19 protein-coding genes are annotated in these 20370 nt (G+C 61.1%); 10 read left to right on the top strand and 9 right to left on the bottom strand.

Annotation, left to right across the window (positions count from 1 at the left end):
* Position 1 precedes the first annotated feature (1 nt).
* From HJ583_RS09895 to HJ583_RS09885, 3 genes are all read left to right on the top strand, one after another.
* Positions 2-1522, top strand: coding sequence for a DHA2 family efflux MFS transporter permease subunit (locus tag HJ583_RS09895; protein ID WP_170021759.1), 1521 nt, complete (start codon positions 2-4; stop codon positions 1520-1522).
* Positions 1523-1607: 85 nt separating this feature from the next.
* Positions 1608-3020 carry an MBOAT family O-acyltransferase gene (locus tag HJ583_RS09890; protein ID WP_170021758.1) on the top strand — a complete coding sequence of 471 codons (1413 nt, stop codon included), beginning with the start codon at positions 1608-1610 and terminating at the stop codon, positions 3018-3020.
* A gap of 152 nt (positions 3021-3172) precedes the next feature.
* Positions 3173-4216 (top strand): SGNH/GDSL hydrolase family protein, encoded by a 1044-nt coding sequence (locus HJ583_RS09885; protein WP_235943822.1) that lies wholly within the window; start codon positions 3173-3175, stop codon positions 4214-4216.
* A gap of 15 nt (positions 4217-4231) precedes the next feature.
* Here HJ583_RS09885 and HJ583_RS09880 read toward each other — a convergent pair whose 3' ends face one another.
* Positions 4232-5290: a hypothetical protein gene (locus tag HJ583_RS09880; protein WP_170021756.1), complete on the bottom strand. Its 1059-nt coding sequence runs from the start codon at positions 5288-5290 to the stop codon at positions 4232-4234.
* A gap of 70 nt (positions 5291-5360) precedes the next feature.
* Positions 5361-5567: a cold-shock protein gene (locus HJ583_RS09875; protein WP_101942515.1), complete on the bottom strand. Its 207-nt coding sequence runs from the start codon at positions 5565-5567 to the stop codon at positions 5361-5363.
* Here HJ583_RS09875 and HJ583_RS09870 point away from each other — a divergent pair.
* Positions 5566-5844 (top strand): hypothetical protein, encoded by a 279-nt coding sequence (locus HJ583_RS09870; protein ID WP_143707410.1) that lies wholly within the window; start codon positions 5566-5568, stop codon positions 5842-5844. The genes HJ583_RS09875 and HJ583_RS09870 overlap by 2 nt on opposite strands.
* Here HJ583_RS09870 and rquA read toward each other — a convergent pair.
* On the bottom strand, positions 5813-6556 hold the full coding sequence (gene rquA, locus HJ583_RS09865) for a rhodoquinone biosynthesis methyltransferase RquA (protein WP_217423363.1): 744 nt from the start codon (positions 6554-6556) through the stop codon (positions 5813-5815). The two genes, HJ583_RS09870 and rquA, sit on opposite strands and share 32 nt — an antisense overlap.
* A 164-nt stretch (positions 6557-6720) precedes the next feature.
* Between rquA and HJ583_RS09860 the strand changes: the two genes are divergently transcribed.
* Entirely contained in the window at positions 6721-8949 is a 2229-nt protein-coding gene (locus HJ583_RS09860) for a PhoX family protein (RefSeq protein WP_170021755.1), read from the top strand.
* A 47-nt stretch (positions 8950-8996) separates the two neighbouring features.
* Here the strand turns inward: HJ583_RS09860 and HJ583_RS09855 are convergent, their stop codons facing one another.
* The 5 genes from HJ583_RS09855 to HJ583_RS09835 are packed head-to-tail and all read right to left on the bottom strand — an operon-like array spanning position 8997 to position 14958.
* Positions 8997-11468, bottom strand: a complete 2472-nt coding sequence (locus tag HJ583_RS09855) for a sensor histidine kinase (protein WP_170021754.1) — start codon at positions 11466-11468, stop codon at positions 8997-8999.
* A complete protein-coding gene (locus HJ583_RS09850) occupies positions 11465-12481 on the bottom strand; it encodes a TRAP transporter substrate-binding protein (RefSeq protein ID WP_170021753.1) in 1017 nt (338 codons plus the stop codon). The genes HJ583_RS09855 and HJ583_RS09850 overlap by 4 nt, the downstream gene beginning before the upstream one ends.
* A 17-nt stretch (positions 12482-12498) precedes the next feature.
* Positions 12499-13284 carry a transporter substrate-binding domain-containing protein gene (locus tag HJ583_RS09845; protein WP_170021752.1) on the bottom strand — a complete coding sequence of 262 codons (786 nt, stop codon included), beginning with the start codon at positions 13282-13284 and terminating at the stop codon, positions 12499-12501.
* On the bottom strand, positions 13281-14096 hold the full coding sequence (locus HJ583_RS09840) for a transporter substrate-binding domain-containing protein (RefSeq protein ID WP_170021751.1): 816 nt from the start codon (positions 14094-14096) through the stop codon (positions 13281-13283). Before HJ583_RS09840 ends, HJ583_RS09845 begins: the two co-directional genes overlap by 4 nt.
* A gap of 40 nt (positions 14097-14136) precedes the next feature.
* Positions 14137-14958, bottom strand: a complete 822-nt coding sequence (locus tag HJ583_RS09835) for a transporter substrate-binding domain-containing protein (protein ID WP_170021750.1) — start codon at positions 14956-14958, stop codon at positions 14137-14139.
* Positions 14959-15148: 190 nt separating this feature from the next.
* Here HJ583_RS09835 and HJ583_RS09830 point away from each other — a divergent pair, with 190 nt between their 5' ends.
* From HJ583_RS09830 to ftsB, 5 genes are all read left to right on the top strand, one after another.
* A complete protein-coding gene (locus HJ583_RS09830) occupies positions 15149-16780 on the top strand; it encodes a CTP synthase (RefSeq protein WP_170021749.1) in 1632 nt (543 codons plus the stop codon).
* Complete coding sequence (kdsA, locus tag HJ583_RS09825; protein WP_170022011.1) at positions 16780-17619, top strand: 3-deoxy-8-phosphooctulonate synthase; 840 nt, start codon at positions 16780-16782, stop codon at positions 17617-17619. The genes HJ583_RS09830 and kdsA overlap by 1 nt, the downstream gene beginning before the upstream one ends.
* A complete protein-coding gene (locus HJ583_RS09820) occupies positions 17616-17909 on the top strand; it encodes a Dabb family protein (protein WP_170021748.1) in 294 nt (97 codons plus the stop codon). Before kdsA ends, HJ583_RS09820 begins: the two co-directional genes overlap by 4 nt.
* A gap of 149 nt (positions 17910-18058) precedes the next feature.
* Positions 18059-19348: a phosphopyruvate hydratase gene (gene eno / locus HJ583_RS09815; protein WP_170021747.1), complete on the top strand. Its 1290-nt coding sequence runs from the start codon at positions 18059-18061 to the stop codon at positions 19346-19348.
* Between the two features lie 101 nt (positions 19349-19449).
* Entirely contained in the window at positions 19450-19743 is a 294-nt protein-coding gene (ftsB, locus tag HJ583_RS09810; RefSeq protein WP_101942526.1) for a cell division protein FtsB, read from the top strand.
* A gap of 32 nt (positions 19744-19775) precedes the next feature.
* Here the strand turns inward: ftsB and HJ583_RS09805 are convergent, their stop codons facing one another.
* Positions 19776-20288 (bottom strand): C40 family peptidase, encoded by a 513-nt coding sequence (locus HJ583_RS09805; protein ID WP_170021746.1) that lies wholly within the window; start codon positions 20286-20288, stop codon positions 19776-19778.
* Between the last annotated feature and the right edge of the window lie 82 nt (positions 20289-20370).

Raw genomic sequence — 20370 nt, 5'->3', positions numbered from 1 at the left:
GATGAGTTTGCAGGCAGTACAGCCGGAAGCCCCGGAAAACACGCATCGCGGCCTGATCACCGTGGCGGTGATGCTGGCCACGATCATGCAGGCGCTGGACACCACCATCGCCAACGTGGCGCTGCCGCACATGCAGGGCGCAATGGGCGCAACCCAGGACCAGATTTCCTGGGTGCTGACTTCCTACATCGTCGCCTCGGCCATCTTCCTGCCGCTCACCGGTTTCCTCTCTGCGCGCTTCGGGCGCAAACGCCTCTTCCTGTGGTCGGTGGTGGGTTTCACGCTGACTTCGATGCTCTGCGGGGCGGCGCAGGATCTGACCCAGATCGTTGTTTTCCGGCTCTTGCAGGGCGTGTTCGGGGCCGCATTGGTGCCGCTGTCGCAAGCTGTGATGCTGGACACCTATCCGCGCGAGAAGATCGGCGCGGCCATGGCGCTGTGGGGCATGGGCGTGATGATCGGGCCGATCCTCGGGCCGAGCCTCGGTGGCTGGCTCACCGAGTACTACAATTGGCGCTGGGTCTTCTACATCAACCTTCCCTTCGGCATTCTGGCCTGGCTCGGGATCGCGGCCTATGTGAAGGAAACGCCGCTGGACCGCAGCCGGCAGTTCGACCTGCTGGGCTTCGTGCTGCTGGCGATTGCGCTCGGTGCGCTACAGATGCTGCTGGACCGTGGTCAGTCGCTGGACTGGTTCAACAGCGCCGAGATCGTGATCGAGACCGGGCTGACACTGCTGTGTGCCTATCTCTTCGTGGCGCACATCTTCACTCATGATCACCCTTTCATCGAGCCGGCCCTGTTCCGCGACCGCAACCTGTCGGTCGGACTGATTTTCGTGTTCATCGTGGGGGTATTGCTGCTATCCACCATGGCCCTGCTGCCGCCTTTCATGCAGAGCCTGATGGGCTACCCGGTAATTGACGTGGGCCTGCTGCTGGCGCCGCGCGGCTTCGGCACCATGTTTGCGATGATGGTGGTGGGCAAGCTGGTGGGGCGCATCGATGCGCGCCTGCTGATACTCTGCGGTCTGGGGCTGACAGGCTTCTCGCTGTGGGAGATGACTCACTTTACGGTCGATGCGACGGGCTGGATGATCGTCAGCACCGGCGTCGTGCAGGGCATGGGCTTCGGCTTCATCTTCGTGCCCTTGTCCACCCTGACCTTTTCCACCCTGGCCCAGCGCTACCGCACCGAAGGCACCGGGCTTTACAGCCTGATGCGCAACATTGGCAGCTCGATCGGCATCTCGGTTGTGACCACCGCGCTGGCGCAGAATGTGCAGGCCAATCATGCCGCGCTGGCGGGCTTCATCAATCCATTCAGTGAGCCCTTGCGTCAGGCTGTGGAAGCGGGTGTGTACAACCTGTCGACGCCGGCCGGCCTCTACAGCCTGAATGCCGAGGTCACGCGTCAGGCCAGCACACTGGGCTACCTGCAGGACTTTCGCCTGATGATGTGGGTGACCGTGTTTGCCATGCCCCTGGTACTCCTGTTGCGGCCGGTGGCACGCAAGCCCTGAAACGGAAATCCTGGCGGGCCTGCTTGTGGGCTGGCCGGCTTTGGTAAGATGCCGCCTCGCTTCACCTTGCCCGCAAGCCCGCCGCATGCTGTTTCCCACCGTTGAATACGCACTGTTTTTCCTGCTCTCGCTGGGGCTGGGCTGGGGGCTCGTGCGCTGGCACCGGGGCCACAAGCTGGTGTTGCTGGCGCTGAGCTATGTGTTCTACGGTTTCTGGGATTGGCATTTCGTGCCCATGCTGTTCGTGCTCTCGTGCTGGGCCTGGGCCTGCACGCGCGGCATTCAGGGGCGCCGTCTGCGCCGCCTCTGGTTGATTCTTGGCGTGGCCGGCAGTCTCGGGCTACTGGCGCACTACAAATACAGCGCCTTCTTTCTTGAATCTGTGGTGGATCTTGCCGCGCTCGCCGGCCTCAAGCTGGAAATGGCCGTGGCCACTCCGATGTTGCCACTGGGCATTTCCTTCATGTGCTTCCATGCCATCTCGCTGATGATGGATGCGTGGCGCAGGAAGCTTGCCGACAAGGTCGATTTCGCCGATTCACTGCTGTATGTAGCCTTCTTCCCGCAGCTGATAGCCGGCCCCATCCTGCGCGCTTCACACTTCCTGCCTCAGCTGAAAAAGCGCCCGGACCCCACTCGCATCGAGACCGGCCGGGCCTTGCTGCTGATCGTGGCGGGCCTGTTCAAGAAGGTGGTGCTCGCCAACACCCTGGCGACTCTGCTGGTCGATGACGTGTTCGCGAATCCTGCCGCCATGAGTGCCAGCCAGGTGCTGCTGGGCATCTACGGTTACGCGGCCCAGATCTATTGCGATTTCTCGGGCTATACCGACATCGCTATCGGTTGCGCCTTGCTTTTGGGCTACCGTTTCCCGCTCAACTTCGATTCGCCCTACAAGGCCGCGTCGCCGCAAGAGTTCTGGCGACGCTGGCACATTTCGCTGTCCAGCTGGTTGCGCGACTATCTCTACATTCCGCTCGGAGGCTCACGCAAGGGCGCCTGGCGGACCCGTCTGAATCTCTTCGTTACCATGTTGCTGGGCGGGCTGTGGCACGGCGCAGCCTGGAACTTCGTGTTATGGGGCGCCTGGCATGGTTTGCTACTGGCGGGGCATCGCCAATGGGAGGATTTCTGGGGGGCTCGCGCGGCGGACTGGCGACGTTCGGGGTGGTGGAAGTGGTGTGCCCGCCTGCTGTGTTTTAACGCCATCTGCCTGGGTTGGGTGTTGTTCCGTTCGGGCAGCCTGAGCGAGGCGCAAGCGGTGCTGGCACAGCTCTGGCAGGGTGAGTGGACAATGAATCTACCGCTGGGGCCGCTGCTTTGTGCTGCTGCAGGCATCGGTCTGCAATATCTGCCGGAGCGTTTCGAGTTGCGTCTGCAGATTGGCGCTTTGCGCCTGCAGCCCTTGCTGCATGGTGCGGTGTTTGCGCTGGCCTTGGTGCTGATTGAAGTGTTGGGCCCCAGTGAGCCTGCCCCCTTCATCTATTTCCAGTTCTGAAATTGGCTCATGACCCCAGCGCGAGATAGTGATCGCTGCGCATGCGCTGCTCGAAATTCTGATCGACCAAACTACACTCCGGTTTCTCCCCAGTCCTTCGCTGCGCTGAGCACCTCTTGCTACGCTTCATGAACAGATTTGAGTCAATCTTGATGCCACGCCGTTTCGACAAACTTCCGCGCATGTTTCTGACCCTGCTGGCCGCCATGCTGGTGGGGCTCGTGCTGGAGGCCGAAGGCCTCAAGGTATGGGCTGAGCGGCTCGAAGTCGGCCCGCTTCGCAGTGTGGCCGAGCCGGTGACACAGTTCTGGCACGAGACGGCCCAGGTGTTCGGTGCTGAGGTGCCGAGACGTCTGGCGCTGGCCGGCAAGGCGAGTTTGGCAGACGGTTTCAGTGGTCAGCCCACGCTTTTGGTACAGCGCGATACGCCGGAACCTGTCGTTCCTGCAGCGCTGCAGTCCGAGCCCGCTTCACCCACTGCACAGACCTCAGAGCCGCTTGTCGCCGCCTCAAGGCCTCTGGCTTCGGCAGCACCCGCCGCGCAGCGCCCGCTTGCTGCACCCTCCGGAACCCAGATCGTGCTGGCCGGGGATTCGATGATGGCCGTGGGTCTGGCCCCCACGCTGCGGCGCGGGCTGGGGGACGGCCAGAGCGTGCGCATCATCAAGGCCTATCGTTCTGGTACCGGCTTGGCTCGTCCGGAGGTGTTCGACTGGCTGGCGCAATATCCGCAGATGCTTGGCGAGACGCGTCCGGCCGTCGTGATCTGCTCGCTCGGTGCGAATGACGGGCAAAACGTGCAACTCGGCAAACAGGTGCTGGAATTTGGTTCGCCCGAATGGGATGCCTTTTATCGCGCGCGCCTGACGGCCTACCTGGACCTTCTTACCCGCGACAACACCCGGGTGTTGTGGGTCGGCATGCCGGTGATGCGCGCGCCTTCCTTCGCTCGCAAGATGCAGCACATGAATGCACTAGTGCAGGATGTCCTGAAGGCTTATCCGATGGTCAGCTGGCTGGATCCAAATCCTGCCCTTGGCCAGGAGAAGGGCAGCTTTGCGCAATTCCGCGCGAATGAGCGCGGCAAGCTGATCAAGCTGCGGGCGGATGATGGCATCCACATGACCGACGATGGTGCGCTCTTCCTACTACCCGGTATCCGCAGCTGGCTGGAGCAGCAATTGCCCTCGGCCTGAGGGCTTTCACTGCGCTCAGGAGCAGGGGTCTTCGATCTCGGCTTCCTTGTAGGGCTGGCCCCCCGGCCAGTAACCGAGGAAGCGGTTCTCGGCCGCGTTGCGGCTGAAGAGCTCGCCTGGGAATTCGCCGCCATCCACATAATCGAGCAGGCGCATCGTGAGGCGCCAGTAGCCATAGTAATCAAGCAGGTTCAGTGAGCCTGAAGGCTCGAACTCGCTGGTGCCTGCAATCTGTGTGGTAATCGGGCGGCGCGAATCCGGAAAGTCATAGCGGCTGTCCGGCGCACCGGGTGAGCCATGGCCGGCCGTGATGCGGCGCTCGCCGTCGCTGTCGGACGGGAACAGGATCAGGTTGCGGCGACTGGCGGGTAAATGACATAGGCGTTCAGCCAGCGCGCGCCCAGTTGGCACGCCGATGCCGGTGTCGGCCGCGCCGGTGGCGATCACTACTGGCAGGTCGGCTGGCAGGCGTTCGACTGGGCCAATGATGCTTTGTGCGCGCTCGCCCTTTGCTACGTGATGGGCATCGCCGGGTGCCAGCAGGAGCAGGGCGCGCGGCGCGGGCAGGCCGAAACTGGTGGGCTGCAGGGCGATGTTGAGGGAGATGCTGCTCCCCATCGAGAAGCCCCAGTAGAGTGTGCGACTGCGATCAATGAGGCGCGGATAGCGTTTCTCGGTTTCTGCCAGTGCGTTTGCTGCCGCTTGGGCGGCGAGGCGGGTGACGGCCTGTGGCGCGGTCTGGTCGCCATCCTGATAGACCGGATAGATCAATACGGCACCACGGCGAACCACAAGATCAATCAGACCGCCGAAATTCTTCGGATTCATGCCCAGCCAGCCGTGCTGAAAGAGTACTAGCGGCAGGCCACGCAGGCCGCTCGCGTCCGGCATGAACACATAGGCGCGGGCAGGGCCTTCGCCAACACTGAAGACCTGTACGCCGGAGTGGATACGGCGTGTTTGCCAGGCTTCCGGGCTGTAGCGGGCTGCGAGTTCGGGTGAGGCGCTGGCTGGCGTGGCAAGGCTGAAGCCAAGCAGGATGAGCAGGGCGAGTGGCTTGAAGAATTGAGGCATGGTGCGTTATTCCGGTACAAACAAAAAAGCCCGGCAGCGCCGGGCTTTTCAGGCAATCAAGCGTCCGCGATTACTCTTCGGGACGAATGTTCGAAGCCTGCTTGCCCTTCGGGCCTTCGGTGATGTCGAAGGCGACACGCTGGTTTTCAGCCAGGGTACGGAAACCCTTGGACTGAATTGCGGAGAAGTGAGCGAAGAGGTCCTCGCCACCGCCGTCCGGCGTGATGAAGCCAAAACCCTTGGAGTCGTTGAACCACTTGACGGTACCAGTTGCCATGTTTGAAGCGTCCAGAAAAAAAGTACAAAAAACCGGGCCGGGCCCGGCATGGACGAGAATCAAGGAGGAGGGGGATTACTACTGGCGCGCCGCAAGTAGCGGGCACTGCGATAAAACCACTGCAACACTGCTTGAAAATCGTGTCCGGGACTATGGAGATTTTGAAACTGCTTGGCAAGCGTTTTTTCGCGCCCGGCAGATCAATGGCTCCTACTTGCCCGCTTGGGCAGAAAGCTGGGCTGGCCTCATGATTGAGGGGGTTTCCGGCGCACGCTGACGATCTGGTATACCCCGCCGAAGATGCTTTCCTTATGCCAGCTGAAATCAGCGGCATGGGATGCGAAATGCGAGATCTCGTGATTCCACAGTGCTTCGGCAAAAGGCTCGAGCAGGCGGTTGACCCACTTGAGGATGTAACGGACAGGTTGCCAGCGAGCGGGGCGGTGGTAATCGACGAACAGCACTTCGCCGTGCTCGGGCATCTGCGCCAGCATGTTGTCGACGATGCGGCGTTTCCAGTCGTCCGGTACTTCGTGGAGCAGGAAGAAACTGCAGATCAGATCGTAGGGGTGGCCGTCTCCATGATGCAGGGCTGCATCCTGGCGGATCACGCGCGCCCAGGGTAGGGCGCCGATCTTGCGTTTGCCGTGGGCGATCTGGATCGGCGTAATGTCGGTCAGGTGGAAGGCACCTTGGCTGCCAGTGCGCTGCGCCGCTAGCTCAACCAGATCGCCATACACATGCGCCACTTGCCAGACCCGCATGCCAGGCTGGATGCGGGAGAGGTAGCGACGCATCAGGCGACGATCGTTACCGAATAGCAGGGTCTTGACCACGAGATTGTGATCAAGCCAGCGCACCCAGGCCGGGTCGACATAGGCCCAATCATAGACATCGGTCATGTAACTCGGCATTTCGGGAGAGGCTGGCGGGATGTGGCGGGGGCTTGCTGCATCCCGCTCGGCTGTTTCATAGGTGGTATCGATCATAGCGTGAAACCTGTTGCGAACCCGGGAAACGATAGCAGCGGCTAATGAATACAGTCTTGCGCTGGACCAAATCCGGCTGACTCCGGGCTTCATCTGCCTGAAACATGCGGGCCATAGCATCCGCCCGGTTTCAACCCGAACAAAACAGAGAGCAACAGAGAGCCATGAACAAACCTGCAGAACACATTTCGCCGCTGGATCCGGATGACATTGGTTTCAACACCTCTGGCAATGAACACATTCAGGACGTGCTGGGTGCCCGCCGTTCCTTTCTGAAGGGCAGCGCTGGCGCCGCGGTTGCGTCACTCTTTGGCAGCCTCGGGCTGGCTGCCTGTGGTGGTGGCAGTTCCACCTCGGAAGCGGCTGCCGCTGTCGTCAGTTCTTCGTCCTCTGCGGCTTCCTCGGCAGCCGCCAGTTCTGCTGCAGCGAGCTCTGCGACCACCAGCCTGCTGGGTTTCACCCCGGTGGCCAAGAGCCTGGCGGATGTGTTCACCGTGCCGAGTGGCTATACCGCCACGGTGATCTATGCGCTGGGCGATCCGCTCAGCGCTGCGACGCCCGCTTTCAAGAACGATGGCACGGATAGCGATTTCGAAAATCGCGCCGGTGACTGCCATGACGGAATGGAGTATTTCGGCCTTTCGGCAGCGGGCCTGCCGGATCAGAGCAGCAGTGATCGCGGCTTGCTGGCCATGAATCACGAGTACATCAACCAGACCTTCCTGCACGCCAGCGGCCCGACCTCGGGCACGCGACCGGCTGCCGAGGTGGACAAGGAAGTGGCTGCGCACGGAGTCTCCGTGGTCGAGATCAAGAAGACAGGCGGCAAGTTTGCGACCGTGCAGTCCTCTTCTTTCAATCGTCGTGTCACTGGCCTGACCGAGATCGAGATTGCTGGCCCGGCTGCCGGCCATGCCCTGCTGAAGACGAAGTTCTCGCTCGACGGCAAGAAGACTCGTGGCACGCTGAACAATTGCGGCACCGGCAAGACCCCCTGGGGCACGCTGCTGACGGGTGAGGAGAACTGGTCCGGTTACTTCAAGCGCGCCAGCGGCGATGATGCCCTGCGCGACGCGAAGAGCGTGACTTCGCTCAACCGTTACGGCCGCAAGCAGAACACCAGCAGCCGTTATGGCTGGGAAACCGCGGGGGCGGACGACAAGTACGCACGCTGGAACATCAGCGTCACGGGTGGTTCTACCGATGGTTCGGATGACTATCGCAACGAGCTCAATGGCCAGGGCTACATCACGGAAATCGACCCCTACAGCAAGAGCGCGGTGGTTCGCAAACGCACGGCTCTGGGGCGCTTCAATCACGAGGCAGCGGCTGTTTCGAAGCCTGTCGCAGGCAAGCCTCTGGCGGTATACATGGGCGACGACGCCCAGAACGAGTACGTTTATAAGTTCGTGTCGGCTGCCAACTGGGATGCTGCGGATGCAAACCCGCTGGACCGTATCGCCACCGGTGACAAGTACCTGAACAACGGTACCCTTTACGTGGCGAAATTCAATGCCGATGGTTCGGGCAGCTGGCTCGAACTGTCGCTGGGCAACAGCACTGTCAAGAACTACGCGACTTACGCTTTTGCCGATCTGGGCGATGTGGTGATCAACGCCCGTTTGGCGGCGGATGCGGTGGGGGCGACGAAGATGGACCGTCCTGAATGGTGCTCGGTGAATCCTGCCAATGGCGAGGTCTACTTCACCATGACCAACAACACGAGCCGTACGGCAGCCACGGTGGATGCGGCCAACCCACGCGCTTATACCGATACCAAGGGGGCTTCGACGACGCAGAACGGCAACGTCAACGGTCACATCATCCGCATCGCTGAAAGCTCGGCCAATCCGGCTGCCACGAGCTTCAAGTGGGATGTGTATGCCTTTGGTGCCGAAGCGACTGCTGCCGCGGGCGTGAATCTTTCCGGTCTGGATGACAGCAATGACTTCTCCAGCCCGGATGGCCTCGGTTTCACTCAGAGCAGCGGCATCTGCTGGATCCAGACCGATGACGGCGCCTATACGGATGTCACCAACTGCATGATGCTGGCGGCATTGCCGGGCACAGTGGGTGATGGCGGTGATGTGAGTGTCACCAGTGGCAGCACCACGCTTACGACCAAGATGGGTGCCAAACCTGGTACCAAGCTCAAGCGCTTCCTGGTCGGCCCCTACGATCAGGAGATCACCGGGGTATGCGAGAGCCCGGATGGCAAGACCCTGTTCGTGAATGTGCAGCACCCGGGGGAAGGCTCTGTCGTGGCCAATATCGCGGATCCGAGCAAGTACACTAGCCAGTGGCCCAGCAACGCGGGCTATGGTGCTGGCAAGCGTCCGCGCTCGGCGACCGTGATGATCACCCGCAATGACGGCGGCCTGATCGGCTCCTGATCGCAAGTGCTGGTGCAAAGCCGGAGCCTGTAGGGCTCCGGCTTTTTTTATTGGTTCGGCGGGCGGAAATCGAGTGCTGTGGCAGTCGCGGGGGCGCCGTGCACATTGATGACATCTTCGTCTGTCAGAGGGGCGACGAGTGGAATGTGGATGTAGAAACAGGTGCCGCCACCAGGTGAGCTGATGAGCTGGATCTGGCCGCCAAGCAGGCTGGTGACGATGTTGTAGACGATGTAGAGCCCGAGGCCGCTGCCGCCCTGGCCGAGGCGGGTGGTGAAGAAGGGGTCGAAGACGCGGCTCTGTTTCTCCGGCGGGATGCCAATGCCGTTGTCGGAGAGCATCAGCACGATTTCATGATCGCCCGTCTGGCTGGCCGAAATGATGATTTCGCCGCTCTCGCCCGGTTTGAAGGCGTGCACGGTGGAGTTGGTCACGATATTGCTCACCACCTGATCCAGTGGCCCAGGGTAGCTGTTCAGGCGCAAGCCTTCAGGAATGTCGATGGTGATGCCGTGATGCTGTTTGCGCAGGCCCGGTGCGAGTGTTGCCACCACTTCCTGCACCGTTTGCAGGAGATCGAATTCGCGTCGCTGGGCACTGGTCTGGTCGACGGCCACCTGCTTGAAGTTGGACACGAGGGTCACGGCGCGTTCGGCGTTGCGCTCGATCAGCCGGCAGCCCTCTTCGCACACATGCATGAACTCCGCGAGATCCGAGCGGCGCAGGCCGCCGGCTTCGACCAGTTTCTGGATTTCGTGTACCTGGTCGCGCAAGGAACTTGCCGCAACCAGCGCATTGCCCAGTGGGGTATTGAGTTCGTGGGCAACGCCTGCCACCAGATTGCCCAGCGAGGCCAGCTTCTCGCTCTGTACGAGCTGCTCCATGGCCTGCGAGAGCTGCTCGTTGGAGCGTTGCAGTTCGGCGGTGCGCTCGGCGACGCGCTGCTCCAGCGTCTGGTTGAGGCGTCGCACCTCGGCTTCGGTGGCTTTCTGCGCCGAGATGTCCTTGGCCGTGCCGCGGTAGCCGCGAAATTCGCCTTTCAGCCCGAGGATAGGCTCACCGCTGGCCAGCAGATGGATGACCTTGTTGTCCGGTAGAAGCAGCGCGAACTCGAAGTCGCGGAAGGCCTGATGAGCCTCCACCGTGCGCCGATGGGCCTGCCACTCCTCGCGGTAGCCGCTGATGCGGGGGTTCTCCCAGGCGCGGATGCCCAGCGAGAGAACGTTGCGGGCCAGCAGATCGCCGGCGCGCTGGCCCGAGAAGGCGGTGTACTGGCAAAGCTCGTTCTGTTCCCAGAAGAAGTCGCTGGACATGTCCGACAGCGATCGGAAGCGCCCCTCGCTGTCACGCAGGGCCTGCTCGGCGAGCTGGCGTTGCTGCGAGCTCTGGCGAAAGTCGCGCAATGCGCCGGCCAGACGCCCCAGTTCGTTGCTGCCTACATCCGGTACCTGCGGGCTGAAGTCGCCACCCGAGAAGGCTTCCACGGTGCGTAACAGGGCCGCGAGTGGCTCGCGGATGGAGCGTGCCACGAGGGTGCCGAAAAGCAGAGTGATGGCGATCACCAGCAAGCCGAGCAGGATGGCAACGCTGTTGATGAAGGCCAGCCTGCGGGTGTAGTCGGCCCGCAAGGCCTGCTCGATACTGGCGTAACGGCTGTCGATCGAGCGTGCGGCACTGGCGATCACCGACTGGCTGGCCTCGATCTTGTGTTCCATGATGTTGGCGCGGTTGGCGTAGGCGCGTTGCAGGCTGCCGAGCCCGGAGATCATGGTGTGGACGCGGGCCTTGAGCTCCTGCAGGGCGCGTCGCTCGATATCGGTATCGGCGAGCGGTTCGAGCACCGGCGCCAGCTGAGCGACACGCTCAAGCGAAGTGCGGGTGGCGAGGCTGATATGAGTCTCGCGTTTGGCGTAGTACGCGTTCATCTTCAGCAGCGAGTCGTTGAAGGCCTGGATCAGCGACAGTGATGCCGGCCCGATCAGGGTCTGCCCTTTGCGCTGGGTGCTGCTGTTGAGCACCATGGTGAGCAGCCCCGCCGCTTGCTGGCTGGGCTCGAGCAGCTGGGTCTGGTAGGTCTGGTCGATCTCGGTGTTGATCTTCTTGAGCTCGTAGTAGCCGGTCATGAAGGTCTGCAGGGCATTGCGCAGCAGGGTGACGCTTTCGGCGTAGTCGCTTTTCTCGCGGGCCTTGGTGTTCAGCTCGATGAACAGTTGCTCGGTGCTGCGATCGATCTGGTGCATCAGCTCGTCATCCGAGGAGCCCAGGTATTGCCGGATGCCGGCCTGCAGGCGCGCGGTTTCGGTATTGAAGTGTTGCAACTGGCGCTGCTGCGTGTTGAGTTGCTCGATGGCATTGAAGTAGCCGTCCTTCACGATGCCGCTGAGCAAGCTCAGCAGCAGCAGCAGCAGCAGCCCGCCCACATTGAGCAGGGTCAGGTACTGCAGGCGGCGCTGGATGGGCGTGGCGCGCAGCCAGACCTGCAAACGTTCGCGAAGTTTATCGGCGATCGGGAGCGTCATTTGACGGCGCGTATCCTCTTGATCAGATCCTGTTGTGGCGGGCTGCCTGTGAATTGAGCGTACAGGGGCTGTACGGCTTCGGCAAACCGGGCCAGCTGCTCGAGTGGCAATTCGATGAACTTCACGCCAGCGAGGCGCAGGGTGGCTTCAACCCGCTCCTCGCGCTGCTGCCACATGTCGCGCATCATCGGTACCGATTCTGCGGCCGCGGTCCTCAGCAGGGCTTGCTCGGTGGGCGTGAGCTTGTCCCAGCTGATCCGGGAGACGACGAGGACGTCAGGCGTCATGGTGTGACGGCTGAAGGTGTAATAGGGCGCGTGCTTGTAATGCTCGGTGCTGGCGTAGGACGGCAGGTTGTTTTCGGCCGCGCTGATCAGTCCGTTGCTGAGTGCGTTGCCGGTTTGCGAGAAGGGCAGCTTGACCGGCTTGGCTCCCAGCTTTTCGAACACCGCCATCGACAGATCTGAGGGCTGAACCCTGATTTCCAGATCCTTCAGGTCTTCCAGGCGCTGAACGGGTTTCTTGCTGGAGTACAGGTTGCGGGTGCCTGAATCGTAGAAGGCCAGGCCGATGAGGCCGTAAGCACGCAATGAGTCCAGTACTTCGCGGCCGATCGGGCCGTCCAGCACCTTGTGCTGATGCTCGCTGTCGCGGAACACATAGGGCAGCGAGAGCACTCGTGTCAGTGGAGAAAGTCCGTCCAGTGCCTGTGCGCTGATCCGGTTCATATCCAGCTCGCCGCTCTGCACCAGGCGCAGCAGCGGGGCCTCGTCACCGAGCAGGCCAGACGGGAAGACCTGGATCGCCAGCTTGCCGGCACTGCTTCTGCTCACTCGTTGGTGCATGAAGAGCATGGCCTGGACGGTTGGATAGTCTTCCGGATGAACATCCGCAGCGCGCAAGCTGCGCACGCCACCGGTGTTTTCCAGCGCCTGCAGCGTCGGGCTGGCGAAGAGGCAGGCCAGGAGCAGGCTGGTGAGCAGGTGTTGGAGGCTGCGGGTGGGCAGGCGCATGGGCGGAGAGTCCTTGGTCAGCGGATGGCAGGACGCAGTTCGGCAGGAAGATCGCGCTGATGGTGGCGGCGATAGATGTGGTTGAGGCTGCCATCACGCAGACGGTTGCCGAGCCAGCCATTGACCTGTTCGCGGAGTGCTTTCTCCTGCCGTGGCAGCCCGATGGCGAGATCGAACTCTTTCTGCACGAATTTTTCTTCAAACAGCGCCTTGCCGGCTTCGCGGTTGATTTCGTCAAGCACGGCGTGCTGGCTCGAAATGATGTCGACCTTGCCTTTGACGGCCGCTGTGATCAGCTGGGCGTCGCTGTCGAATCCCTGGATGACAGACTGTCCGGCGTATTGAGCGAGGAGGGCGGCGTTTGAGCTCTTCAGGGTTACGCCGATACGCTTGCCGGCGAGGTCTGGATAGCTGCTGATGGCTTGTCTCGGATGAGCGGCGATGATGGTGTAGAGGCGTGCGTAAGGGATCGAGAAGCTGATCTGCTGTTCCCGCTCGGGGGTGATCGAGAGACTGGAAATCACCATGTCCACTTTGCGGGTTTCCACCGCGCTGACCCGCTCCGCATTGCTCAGCGCAACAATCTGCAACTCCAGCCCCCAGTCGCGTGCCAGCAGGCGTGCCGTGTCAACATCCGAGCCTTGCAGGCTCTGCTGCGCGTCCAGATAGCTGAAGCGGGGTACGCCAACGGCGATGCCTACCTTGAGCTTGCCAGCCTGGCGAATCTCGCTCAGCAGGTCGGCCCGGCCAGGGCTGCTGAGCAGCAAGGTGAGGGCACCGAGCAGGACAAGGCTTTTCTTCATGGCAGGATTTTTCCTTTCGGCCGCACCGGCACGATCGAAGCAGGCAGAGCATGGCCGTGGTGCTTGCGGTAAATGCTGTCAAGACTGCCGTCCTGAAGCCGGCTGACCACCCAGGCATTCACCCAGTCACGCAAGGGCTTCTCGCCCTTGGGCAGGCCGATGGCGATATCAAATTCCATCTGGGTGAAGTGCACTTGCAAGGGCTGGCGGGGTTTCAGGGCGTTTGTCTTTTCGACGATGCTTGCCGGGGCTGACATGATGTCGAAATCTCCGGCCAGGTAAGCCTCGGCGAGGCGATCATTCTCCGGGTATTCGATGATCCGGGCTCCTGGGGCATTACTGCGCAGATGTGCGAGGTTGGAGCTGGCCGCAAGGGCGCCCACCGTCTTGCCGTTGAGATCCAGCATCGATGAAAGACGCATTTTTGCCGGCGCGGCGATGACGACGGCGATGGTGGCGTAAGGCACGGAGAAGGCAATCAGGCGCTCGCGTTCTGGGGTGATCGAGAGTGCTGAGAGCACTAGGTCAGCACGCCGCTCCTGCAACACGCTGATACGTTCCGCGTTGCCAATGGATACGAGTTCCAGGCGTGCGCCCAGGTCCTGTGCCAGCAATGCGGCTGTTTCGGGGTCGGAGCCGGTCAGCTTGCCCTGTGCCGTATGGAAACTGAAAGGTGGCACCTCCCCGGCGATGGCAATCCGGACGCGTCCGCTGGAGCGGATATCCGCCAGCAATTCGCCCCTGGCGGGCAAGGTGTTCAGCAGACTCAGACAGTTCAGAACAATGCTGAAAATTATGTGCGGGCAGTGCATGGCGTGTTCCTGAGGCAACATAGTGCGGCTGGGCTGGGCGTCATGAAGGCATTCTGGCCGTGGGCAAGGAGGCGGGCAGGATCGAGTCAGGCAGCGAACGGCCATGATGGCGGCGGAAAATCTCGTTGAGCTGGCCATTGCGCAGATTCTCGCCGACCCAGGCGTTGATCCAGTTGCGCAGGCTCGCATCTTCCTTGCGAATGCCGATGGCGACCGGATATTCGCGCTGGATGAATTTTTCCTCGATCTGGCGCTGGGCGGGCAAAAGCCGATTGAGCAAGGTAATCGACGCGCGCTGGCAGGAGATGATGCTGAACTGTTGACTGAGAAAGGCCTTGAGCAGGGCGGGCTCATCGTCGAACTCAATGATCCGGGCTTGGTTGGCGTATTGTTTGAGCAGCGCTCCGTCCGAAGTGTTACGGCCAACGCCGATACGCTTGCCGGCAAGATCTCGATAGCCATTGATGGTTTCTGTGGGCGGAGCGCCGATCACCAGGGCGATTGAGGCGTAAGGCAGGGAGAAGGCGATCTGTTGCTCCCGCGTGGGCGTAATCGAAAGCGCGGAGATGATGATGTCGGCGCGCCGCTCGAGCAGAGCGGTGATTCGCTCGGCATTGCTGACGACGACAAATTCAGGTTTCAGGCCAAGATCGCGTGCTAGTTGGCGGCCGGTGTCGGCATCGGAGCCGCTCCAGCCCAGGTTGGGGTCAAGCTGGCTGAAGCTCGGCAGGCCGTTGATGATGGCGATGCGAAGCTTGCCGGACTTGCGGACCTGTTCGAACTGATCAGCATGGGCAACTGGCGCCGCGAGGAGGCCGAGCAAGCTCGCCGCCAGCATCCAGGCGCGGAAAATACTGAACATGAGGCCTTGTCTCCTCCCTCTGCGGGGCTTTGTTGTGGTTTCACGCCTACGGTTTAACGACCTTGTAGCGTCGGGCTTGAGCGACGCAGTGGGCTTTCCGGCCGAGCTGTCTACCGCTGCCAATTATGGCTCGGTTTGAGCAGCCGGGCCGCTCTGCGGTATCATTCCCATTTCCCGCTCTGGTACTCCCATGACCAAGTACGTTTTCGTCACGGGCGGTGTCGTGTCCTCGCTGGGCAAAGGCATCGCAGCGGCCTCACTCGGGGCCATCCTGGAGTCACGCGGCATCCGCGTCACCCACCTCAAACTCGACCCCTATATCAACGTCGACCCGGGCACCATGAGCCCTTTCCAGCACGGCGAAGTCTTCGTGACCGAAGACGGTGCGGAGACCGACCTTGATCTTGGCCATTACGAGCGCTTTACCAGCGCCAAGATGACCAAGCGCAACAACTTCACCACCGGTCAGATCTACGACACCGTGATCCGCAAGGAGCGCCGCGGCGAATATCTGGGCAAGACGGTGCAGGTGATTCCGCACATTACCGACGAGATCAAGGCTTCGATCAAGCGTGGCGCCGAAGGTGCCGATGTGGCGATCATCGAAGTTGGCGGTACGGTGGGCGATATCGAGTCCCTGCCTTTCCTCGAAGCCATCCGCCAGATGGGTATCGAGGAAGGGCGCAGCAATACCTGTTTCATGCACCTGACGCTGCTGCCTTACATCGCGACGGCAGGCGAGCTGAAAACCAAGCCGACCCAGCACTCGGTCAAGGAGTTGCGCGAAATCGGTATTCAGCCGGATGTGCTGCTGTGCCGCTGCGATCGCGAAATTCCGATGGAAGAGCGACGCAAGATTGCACTGTTCTGTAACGTGATGCCGGAAGCCGTGATCGAAGTGCAGGATGCGGACTCGATCTATAAAGTGCCAGGCATGCTGCACGAGCAGATGCTGGACGAGATCGTCTGCCACAAGCTGGCGATCCTGGCCAAGGCGGCCGATCTGTCGATCTGGGAGAAGCTGGTCTACGCGCTTGAAAATCCGCTGCGCGAAGTCGATATCGCCTTTGTGGGCAAATACGTCGACCTGACCGAATCCTACAAGTCCCTGATCGAAGCGCTGAAGCACGCCGGCCTGCATACCGAGAGCAAGGTCAATCTGCACTATCTCGATTCTGAAGACATCGAGAAGAACGGTTGTGACGTGCTCAAGAAGATGGATGCGATTCTGGTGCCGGGCGGTTTTGGCAAGCGCGGCACCGAGGGCAAGATTGCAGCGATCCGTTTTGCTCGCGAGAATAAGATTCCCTATCTGGGCATTTGTCTGGGCATGCAGCTGGCCACCATCGAATTCGCCCGCCATGTGGCCGGGCTGGAAGGCGCCAACAGCACCGAATTCGAGCCGCAAGGCCCGCATCCGGTTGTGGCTCTGATTACTGAGTGGCTGGATCGCGAAGGCCGGGTCGAGACGCGCAGCGAAGGTTCTGATCTGGGCGGTACCATGCGCCTTGGTTCGCAAACCTGTCCGATCAAGGCCGGCACACTGGCAGCCAGCGTTTATGGTGCCAAGGTGACCGAGCGCCACCGCCACCGCTACGAAGTGAATAACGTCTATGTGCCCAAGCTTGAAGCGGCCGGTCTGGTCATTTCAGCGCGCACACCGACCGAAAACCTTCCGGAAATCATGGAGTTGCCGAAAGATCAGCATCCTTGGTTCATGGGCGTGCAGTTCCACCCGGAATTTACCTCCAACCCGCGCAACGGCCACCCGCTCTTCATCGCCTATGTGAAGGCAGCCATTGCTCAACGTGAGGGCAAGTGATGAAACTCTGCGGCTTTGATGTCGGGCTGGACAAGCCTTTCTTCCTGATCGCAGGCCCCTGCGTGATCGAGTCGCGCGAGATGGCGCTCGAAACAGCGGCCGAGTTGAAGGCAATCACCAGCGAGCTGGGGATTCCCTTCATCTACAAGTCGAGCTTCGACAAGGCTAACCGCTCTTCGGGCAAGAGCTTCCGTGGCCCGGGCATGGATGCCGGGCTGGAAATTCTCGCCGAAGTGCGCGCGACCCTGAACGTGCCGGTGCTGACCGATGTGCACGATGAAGAAATGATCCCGCGCGTGGCTTCCGTCGTCGATGTGCTGCAGACGCCGGCCTTTCTGTGCCGCCAGACCGACTTCATCCACGCCGTGGCCACCTGTGGCAAGCCGGTGAACATCAAGAAGGGGCAGTTCCTGGCTCCGGGCGACATGAAGCAGGTCGTCCTGAAGGCCAAGGAAGCCAATGGCGGGCTGGACAACATCATGGTCTGCGAGCGTGGCGCTTCCTTCGGCTACAACAATCTTGTCTCTGACATGCGCTCGCTGGCGATCATGCGCGAGACGGGCTGCCCGGTCGTCTTTGATGCGACCCACTCGGTCCAGTTGCCGGGCGGGCAGGGGGACAAGAGTGGTGGTCAGCGTGAGCATGTGCCGGTGTTGGCGCGTGCCGCCGTGGCTGCCGGCATTGCCGGCCTGTTCATGGAAACCCACCCGAACCCGCCTTGCGCGATGTCTGACGGCCCGAATGCTTGGCCGCTGGGCAAGATGCGTGAGCTGCTGAGCACGCTCAAGGCGATAGATGCCGTGGTCAAGCAGCAGGGTTTTGCAGAGTTGGGCCTGTGATTACTCACGTTGTCCTGTTCAAGCTGCTGCCGGGCTTTACGGCCGACAGCGCGCCGGTGCAGGCCTTCCATGCGGCCATGCTTGAACTGCCGGGCAAGATCCCGCTGATCAAATCATGGTCGTGTGGCTTCAATACCGTGCCGGATGCCCAGGCCGCGCACTATGTGCTGGTGGCCGGGTTTGAGAGTCAGGCGGATCTGTTTGCTTACTTTGAGCACCCGGAGCACGTCGCCGCGGTTTGTTGTCTGGATGGCGCCGCTGAGCTTCTTTTTGGCGATATTGCTGCCTGAAAGTACGGTGAGTCTGTGTGTAGTCAACCGGATGAAACCTTGATTGCGTAGAATTACGCGGTTTTTGGCTGACTGGCGCACCCCCTGCGCCGGTGAGCAAGCCCGGCGCAAGCCGGAACTCATTGAATCGATTAACAAGGGAAAAACACATGAGTGCAATTGTTGACGTGATCGCCCGTGAAATCCTCGACTCCCGTGGCAACCCCACCGTTGAAGTCGATGTGCTGCTTGAATCCGGCGTGATGGGCCGTGCTGCTGTGCCGTCGGGCGCTTCCACCGGCTCGCGTGAAGCCATCGAACTGCGCGACGGCGACAAGAGCCGTTACCTGGGCAAGGGCGTGCTGAAGGCCGTTGAGAACGTCAACACCGAAATCTGTGAAGCCCTGGTTGGCCTGGACGCTGAAGAGCAGACCTACATCGACCGCGTGATGATCGAGCTGGACGGTACCGACAACAAGGCTCGCCTGGGTGCTAACGCGCTGCTGGCTGTGTCGATGGCCGTGGCCCGCGCTGCGGCTGAAGAAGCCGGCCTGCCGCTGTATCGTTATTTCGGCGGCTCGGGTCAGATGACCCTGCCGGTGCCGATGATGAACATCATCAACGGTGGCGCACACGCCAACAACAGCCTGGACTTCCAGGAATGCATGATTCTGCCGGTGGGCGTGCCGACCTTCCGTGAAGCGCTGCGCTGTGGCGCCGAGATCTTCCACAATCTGAAGAAGATTCTCGACAAGAAGGGCTACCCGACGACCGTGGGTGACGAAGGCGGTTTCGCCCCGAACGTTTCCGGTGCTGTCGAAGCGCTGGAACTGATCATGGAAGCCATCGCTGCTGCGGGCTACGTGCCGGGCAAGGATGTGATGCTGGGTCTGGACTGTGCTGCTTCCGAGTACTACAAGGACGGCAAGTACGAAATGCACGGCGAGAAGCTGTCGCTGACTTCCGCTCAGAACGTTGATTTCCTCGCCAGCCTGGTCGACAAGTTCCCGATCATCTCGATCGAAGATGGCATGGCTGAGCAAGACTGGGATGGCTGGAAGCTGCTGACCGATGCGCTCGGCAAGAAGATCCAGTTGGTGGGCGACGATCTCTTCGTGACCAACACCAAGATCCTGCAGGAAGGCATCGACAAGGGTATCTGCAATTCCATCCTGATCAAGGTGAACCAGATCGGCACCCTGACCGAAACTTTCGCAGCCGTGGAAATGGCCAAGCGCGCCGGCTACACCGCCGTGATCTCGCACCGCTCGGGCGAAACCGAAGACAGCACCATTGCTGATATTTCGGTGGGTCTGAACGCTGGTCAGATCAAGACGGGTTCGCTGTCCCGTTCGGATCGTGTTGCCAAGTACAACCAGATCCTGCGCATCGAAGAAGATCTCGGCGAAATCGCCGTGTATCCGGGCCGTGCTGCCTTCTACAACCTGCGCCTGAAGTAATTCGGCGTCGGAACTAGCAGGTACAATCAGGGCGCACTGCGGTGCGCCTTTTTTTTGTATCTGTTTCAGCCCCACACTCGCCGACCACAGACTCCCAACTCATGCGCTGGCCTGCCCTGATCTTTTTAGCCCTGCTGCTTGCCCTCCAGTACCCGCTCTGGTTCGGCAAAGGCAGCTGGCAGGATGTACGCGAGCTTCAGACGCGTCTGGAGGCGCTACAGGAGGCTAATCAGCAACTGGAGCAGCGCAATGCTGATCTCGCGGCAGAGGTCAAGGATCTGAAGTCGGGATATGAAGCAATGGAGGAAAAAGCGCGCTTTGAGCTCAATCTGGTCAAGCCCGGCGAGGTTTTTGTGCACATCCCGGACGAGCCTGTCACGGCAGTTGGCCGCTGAGCTTGCGTTTTGGTTGATGCCGCCAGAGAGCGTCAATCAAACAGAGTGCGTGCGCTGGTAAAGCGCTGGGCGTAGTAAGCCATGTCCAGCCGGTCGATGCGGACCTTGCCACGCGTAGAAGGCGCGTGTACGAAGCGCCCGTCACCCAGGTAAATGCCCATATGTGAATAAGGTTTGCCGCTGGTGTTGAAGAACACCAGATCCGCAGGCTTGAGTTCCTTGCGTGCCACCTCACGCGTCTGCGCTGCAATCTGCGCGGCATTGTGCGGCAAGCGGCGGCCACTGGCTTTCTCTACCACCAGACTCACCATGCCGCTGCAATCCAGTCCAGCTTCCGGATTGCGTCCACCAAACTGGTAGTTGGTTTCGAGCAAGGCCATGGCCTGCAGTACGATCTCGTTGGCGGTTTGCTGATCTTCGAATCGGAGGTGAGCGGGGCGCTTGTCCTCCACTGAGGGGCGGGGCGTGGTGGGCGCGGACGGCGTGGTTGAGCAACCAGCAAGCATTGCCAGCCCAAACGCCAAACCCAAGAGCGTCAGTTTCATGCCGCACCGTTCTTGAGACTTTAGTCTTGAAGTTTGGCGACAGCTGCCGAGGGTAGGAAGAGAGCGAAATTCCACCGCCATC

The sequence above is a fragment of the Uliginosibacterium aquaticum genome, assembly GCF_012972705.2.
In the GTDB taxonomy this organism is placed as follows: domain Bacteria; phylum Pseudomonadota; class Gammaproteobacteria; order Burkholderiales; family Rhodocyclaceae; genus Uliginosibacterium; species Uliginosibacterium aquaticum.
Note: the sequence above shows the minus strand (reverse complement) of the source record. Positions and strands in the feature narration are given on the sequence as shown.

Bases quoted from the DNA above. Each gene is read 5' to 3' on its own strand.
- HJ583_RS09830 (WP_170021749.1), top strand. From the start codon at position 15,149: ATGACCAAGTACGTTTTCGTCACGGGCGGTGTCGTGTCCTCGCTGGGC.
- HJ583_RS09880 (WP_170021756.1), bottom strand. From the start codon at position 5,290: ATGCCTCAATTCTTCAAGCCACTCGCCCTGCTCATCCTGCTTGGCTTC.
- HJ583_RS09850 (WP_170021753.1), bottom strand. From the start codon at position 12,481: ATGCGCCTGCCCACCCGCAGCCTCCAACACCTGCTCACCAGCCTGCTC.
- HJ583_RS09885 (WP_235943822.1), top strand. From the start codon at position 3,173: ATGCCACGCCGTTTCGACAAACTTCCGCGCATGTTTCTGACCCTGCTG.
- HJ583_RS09835 (WP_170021750.1), bottom strand. From the start codon at position 14,958: ATGTTCAGTATTTTCCGCGCCTGGATGCTGGCGGCGAGCTTGCTCGGC.
- eno (WP_170021747.1), top strand. From the start codon at position 18,059: ATGAGTGCAATTGTTGACGTGATCGCCCGTGAAATCCTCGACTCCCGT.
- rquA (WP_217423363.1), bottom strand. From the start codon at position 6,556: ATGATCGATACCACCTATGAAACAGCCGAGCGGGATGCAGCAAGCCCC.
- HJ583_RS09870 (WP_143707410.1), top strand. From the start codon at position 5,566: ATGTTTGAAGCGTCCAGAAAAAAAGTACAAAAAACCGGGCCGGGCCCG.
- HJ583_RS09860 (WP_170021755.1), top strand. From the start codon at position 6,721: ATGAACAAACCTGCAGAACACATTTCGCCGCTGGATCCGGATGACATT.
- HJ583_RS09840 (WP_170021751.1), bottom strand. From the start codon at position 14,096: ATGCACTGCCCGCACATAATTTTCAGCATTGTTCTGAACTGTCTGAGT.
- HJ583_RS09875 (WP_101942515.1), bottom strand. From the start codon at position 5,567: ATGGCAACTGGTACCGTCAAGTGGTTCAACGACTCCAAGGGTTTTGGC.
- HJ583_RS09895 (WP_170021759.1), top strand. From the start codon at position 2: ATGAGTTTGCAGGCAGTACAGCCGGAAGCCCCGGAAAACACGCATCGC.
- HJ583_RS09805 (WP_170021746.1), bottom strand. From the start codon at position 20,288: ATGAAACTGACGCTCTTGGGTTTGGCGTTTGGGCTGGCAATGCTTGCT.
- kdsA (WP_170022011.1), top strand. From the start codon at position 16,780: ATGAAACTCTGCGGCTTTGATGTCGGGCTGGACAAGCCTTTCTTCCTG.
- HJ583_RS09845 (WP_170021752.1), bottom strand. From the start codon at position 13,284: ATGAAGAAAAGCCTTGTCCTGCTCGGTGCCCTCACCTTGCTGCTCAGC.
- ftsB (WP_101942526.1), top strand. From the start codon at position 19,450: ATGCGCTGGCCTGCCCTGATCTTTTTAGCCCTGCTGCTTGCCCTCCAG.
- HJ583_RS09855 (WP_170021754.1), bottom strand. From the start codon at position 11,468: ATGACGCTCCCGATCGCCGATAAACTTCGCGAACGTTTGCAGGTCTGG.
- HJ583_RS09890 (WP_170021758.1), top strand. From the start codon at position 1,608: ATGCTGTTTCCCACCGTTGAATACGCACTGTTTTTCCTGCTCTCGCTG.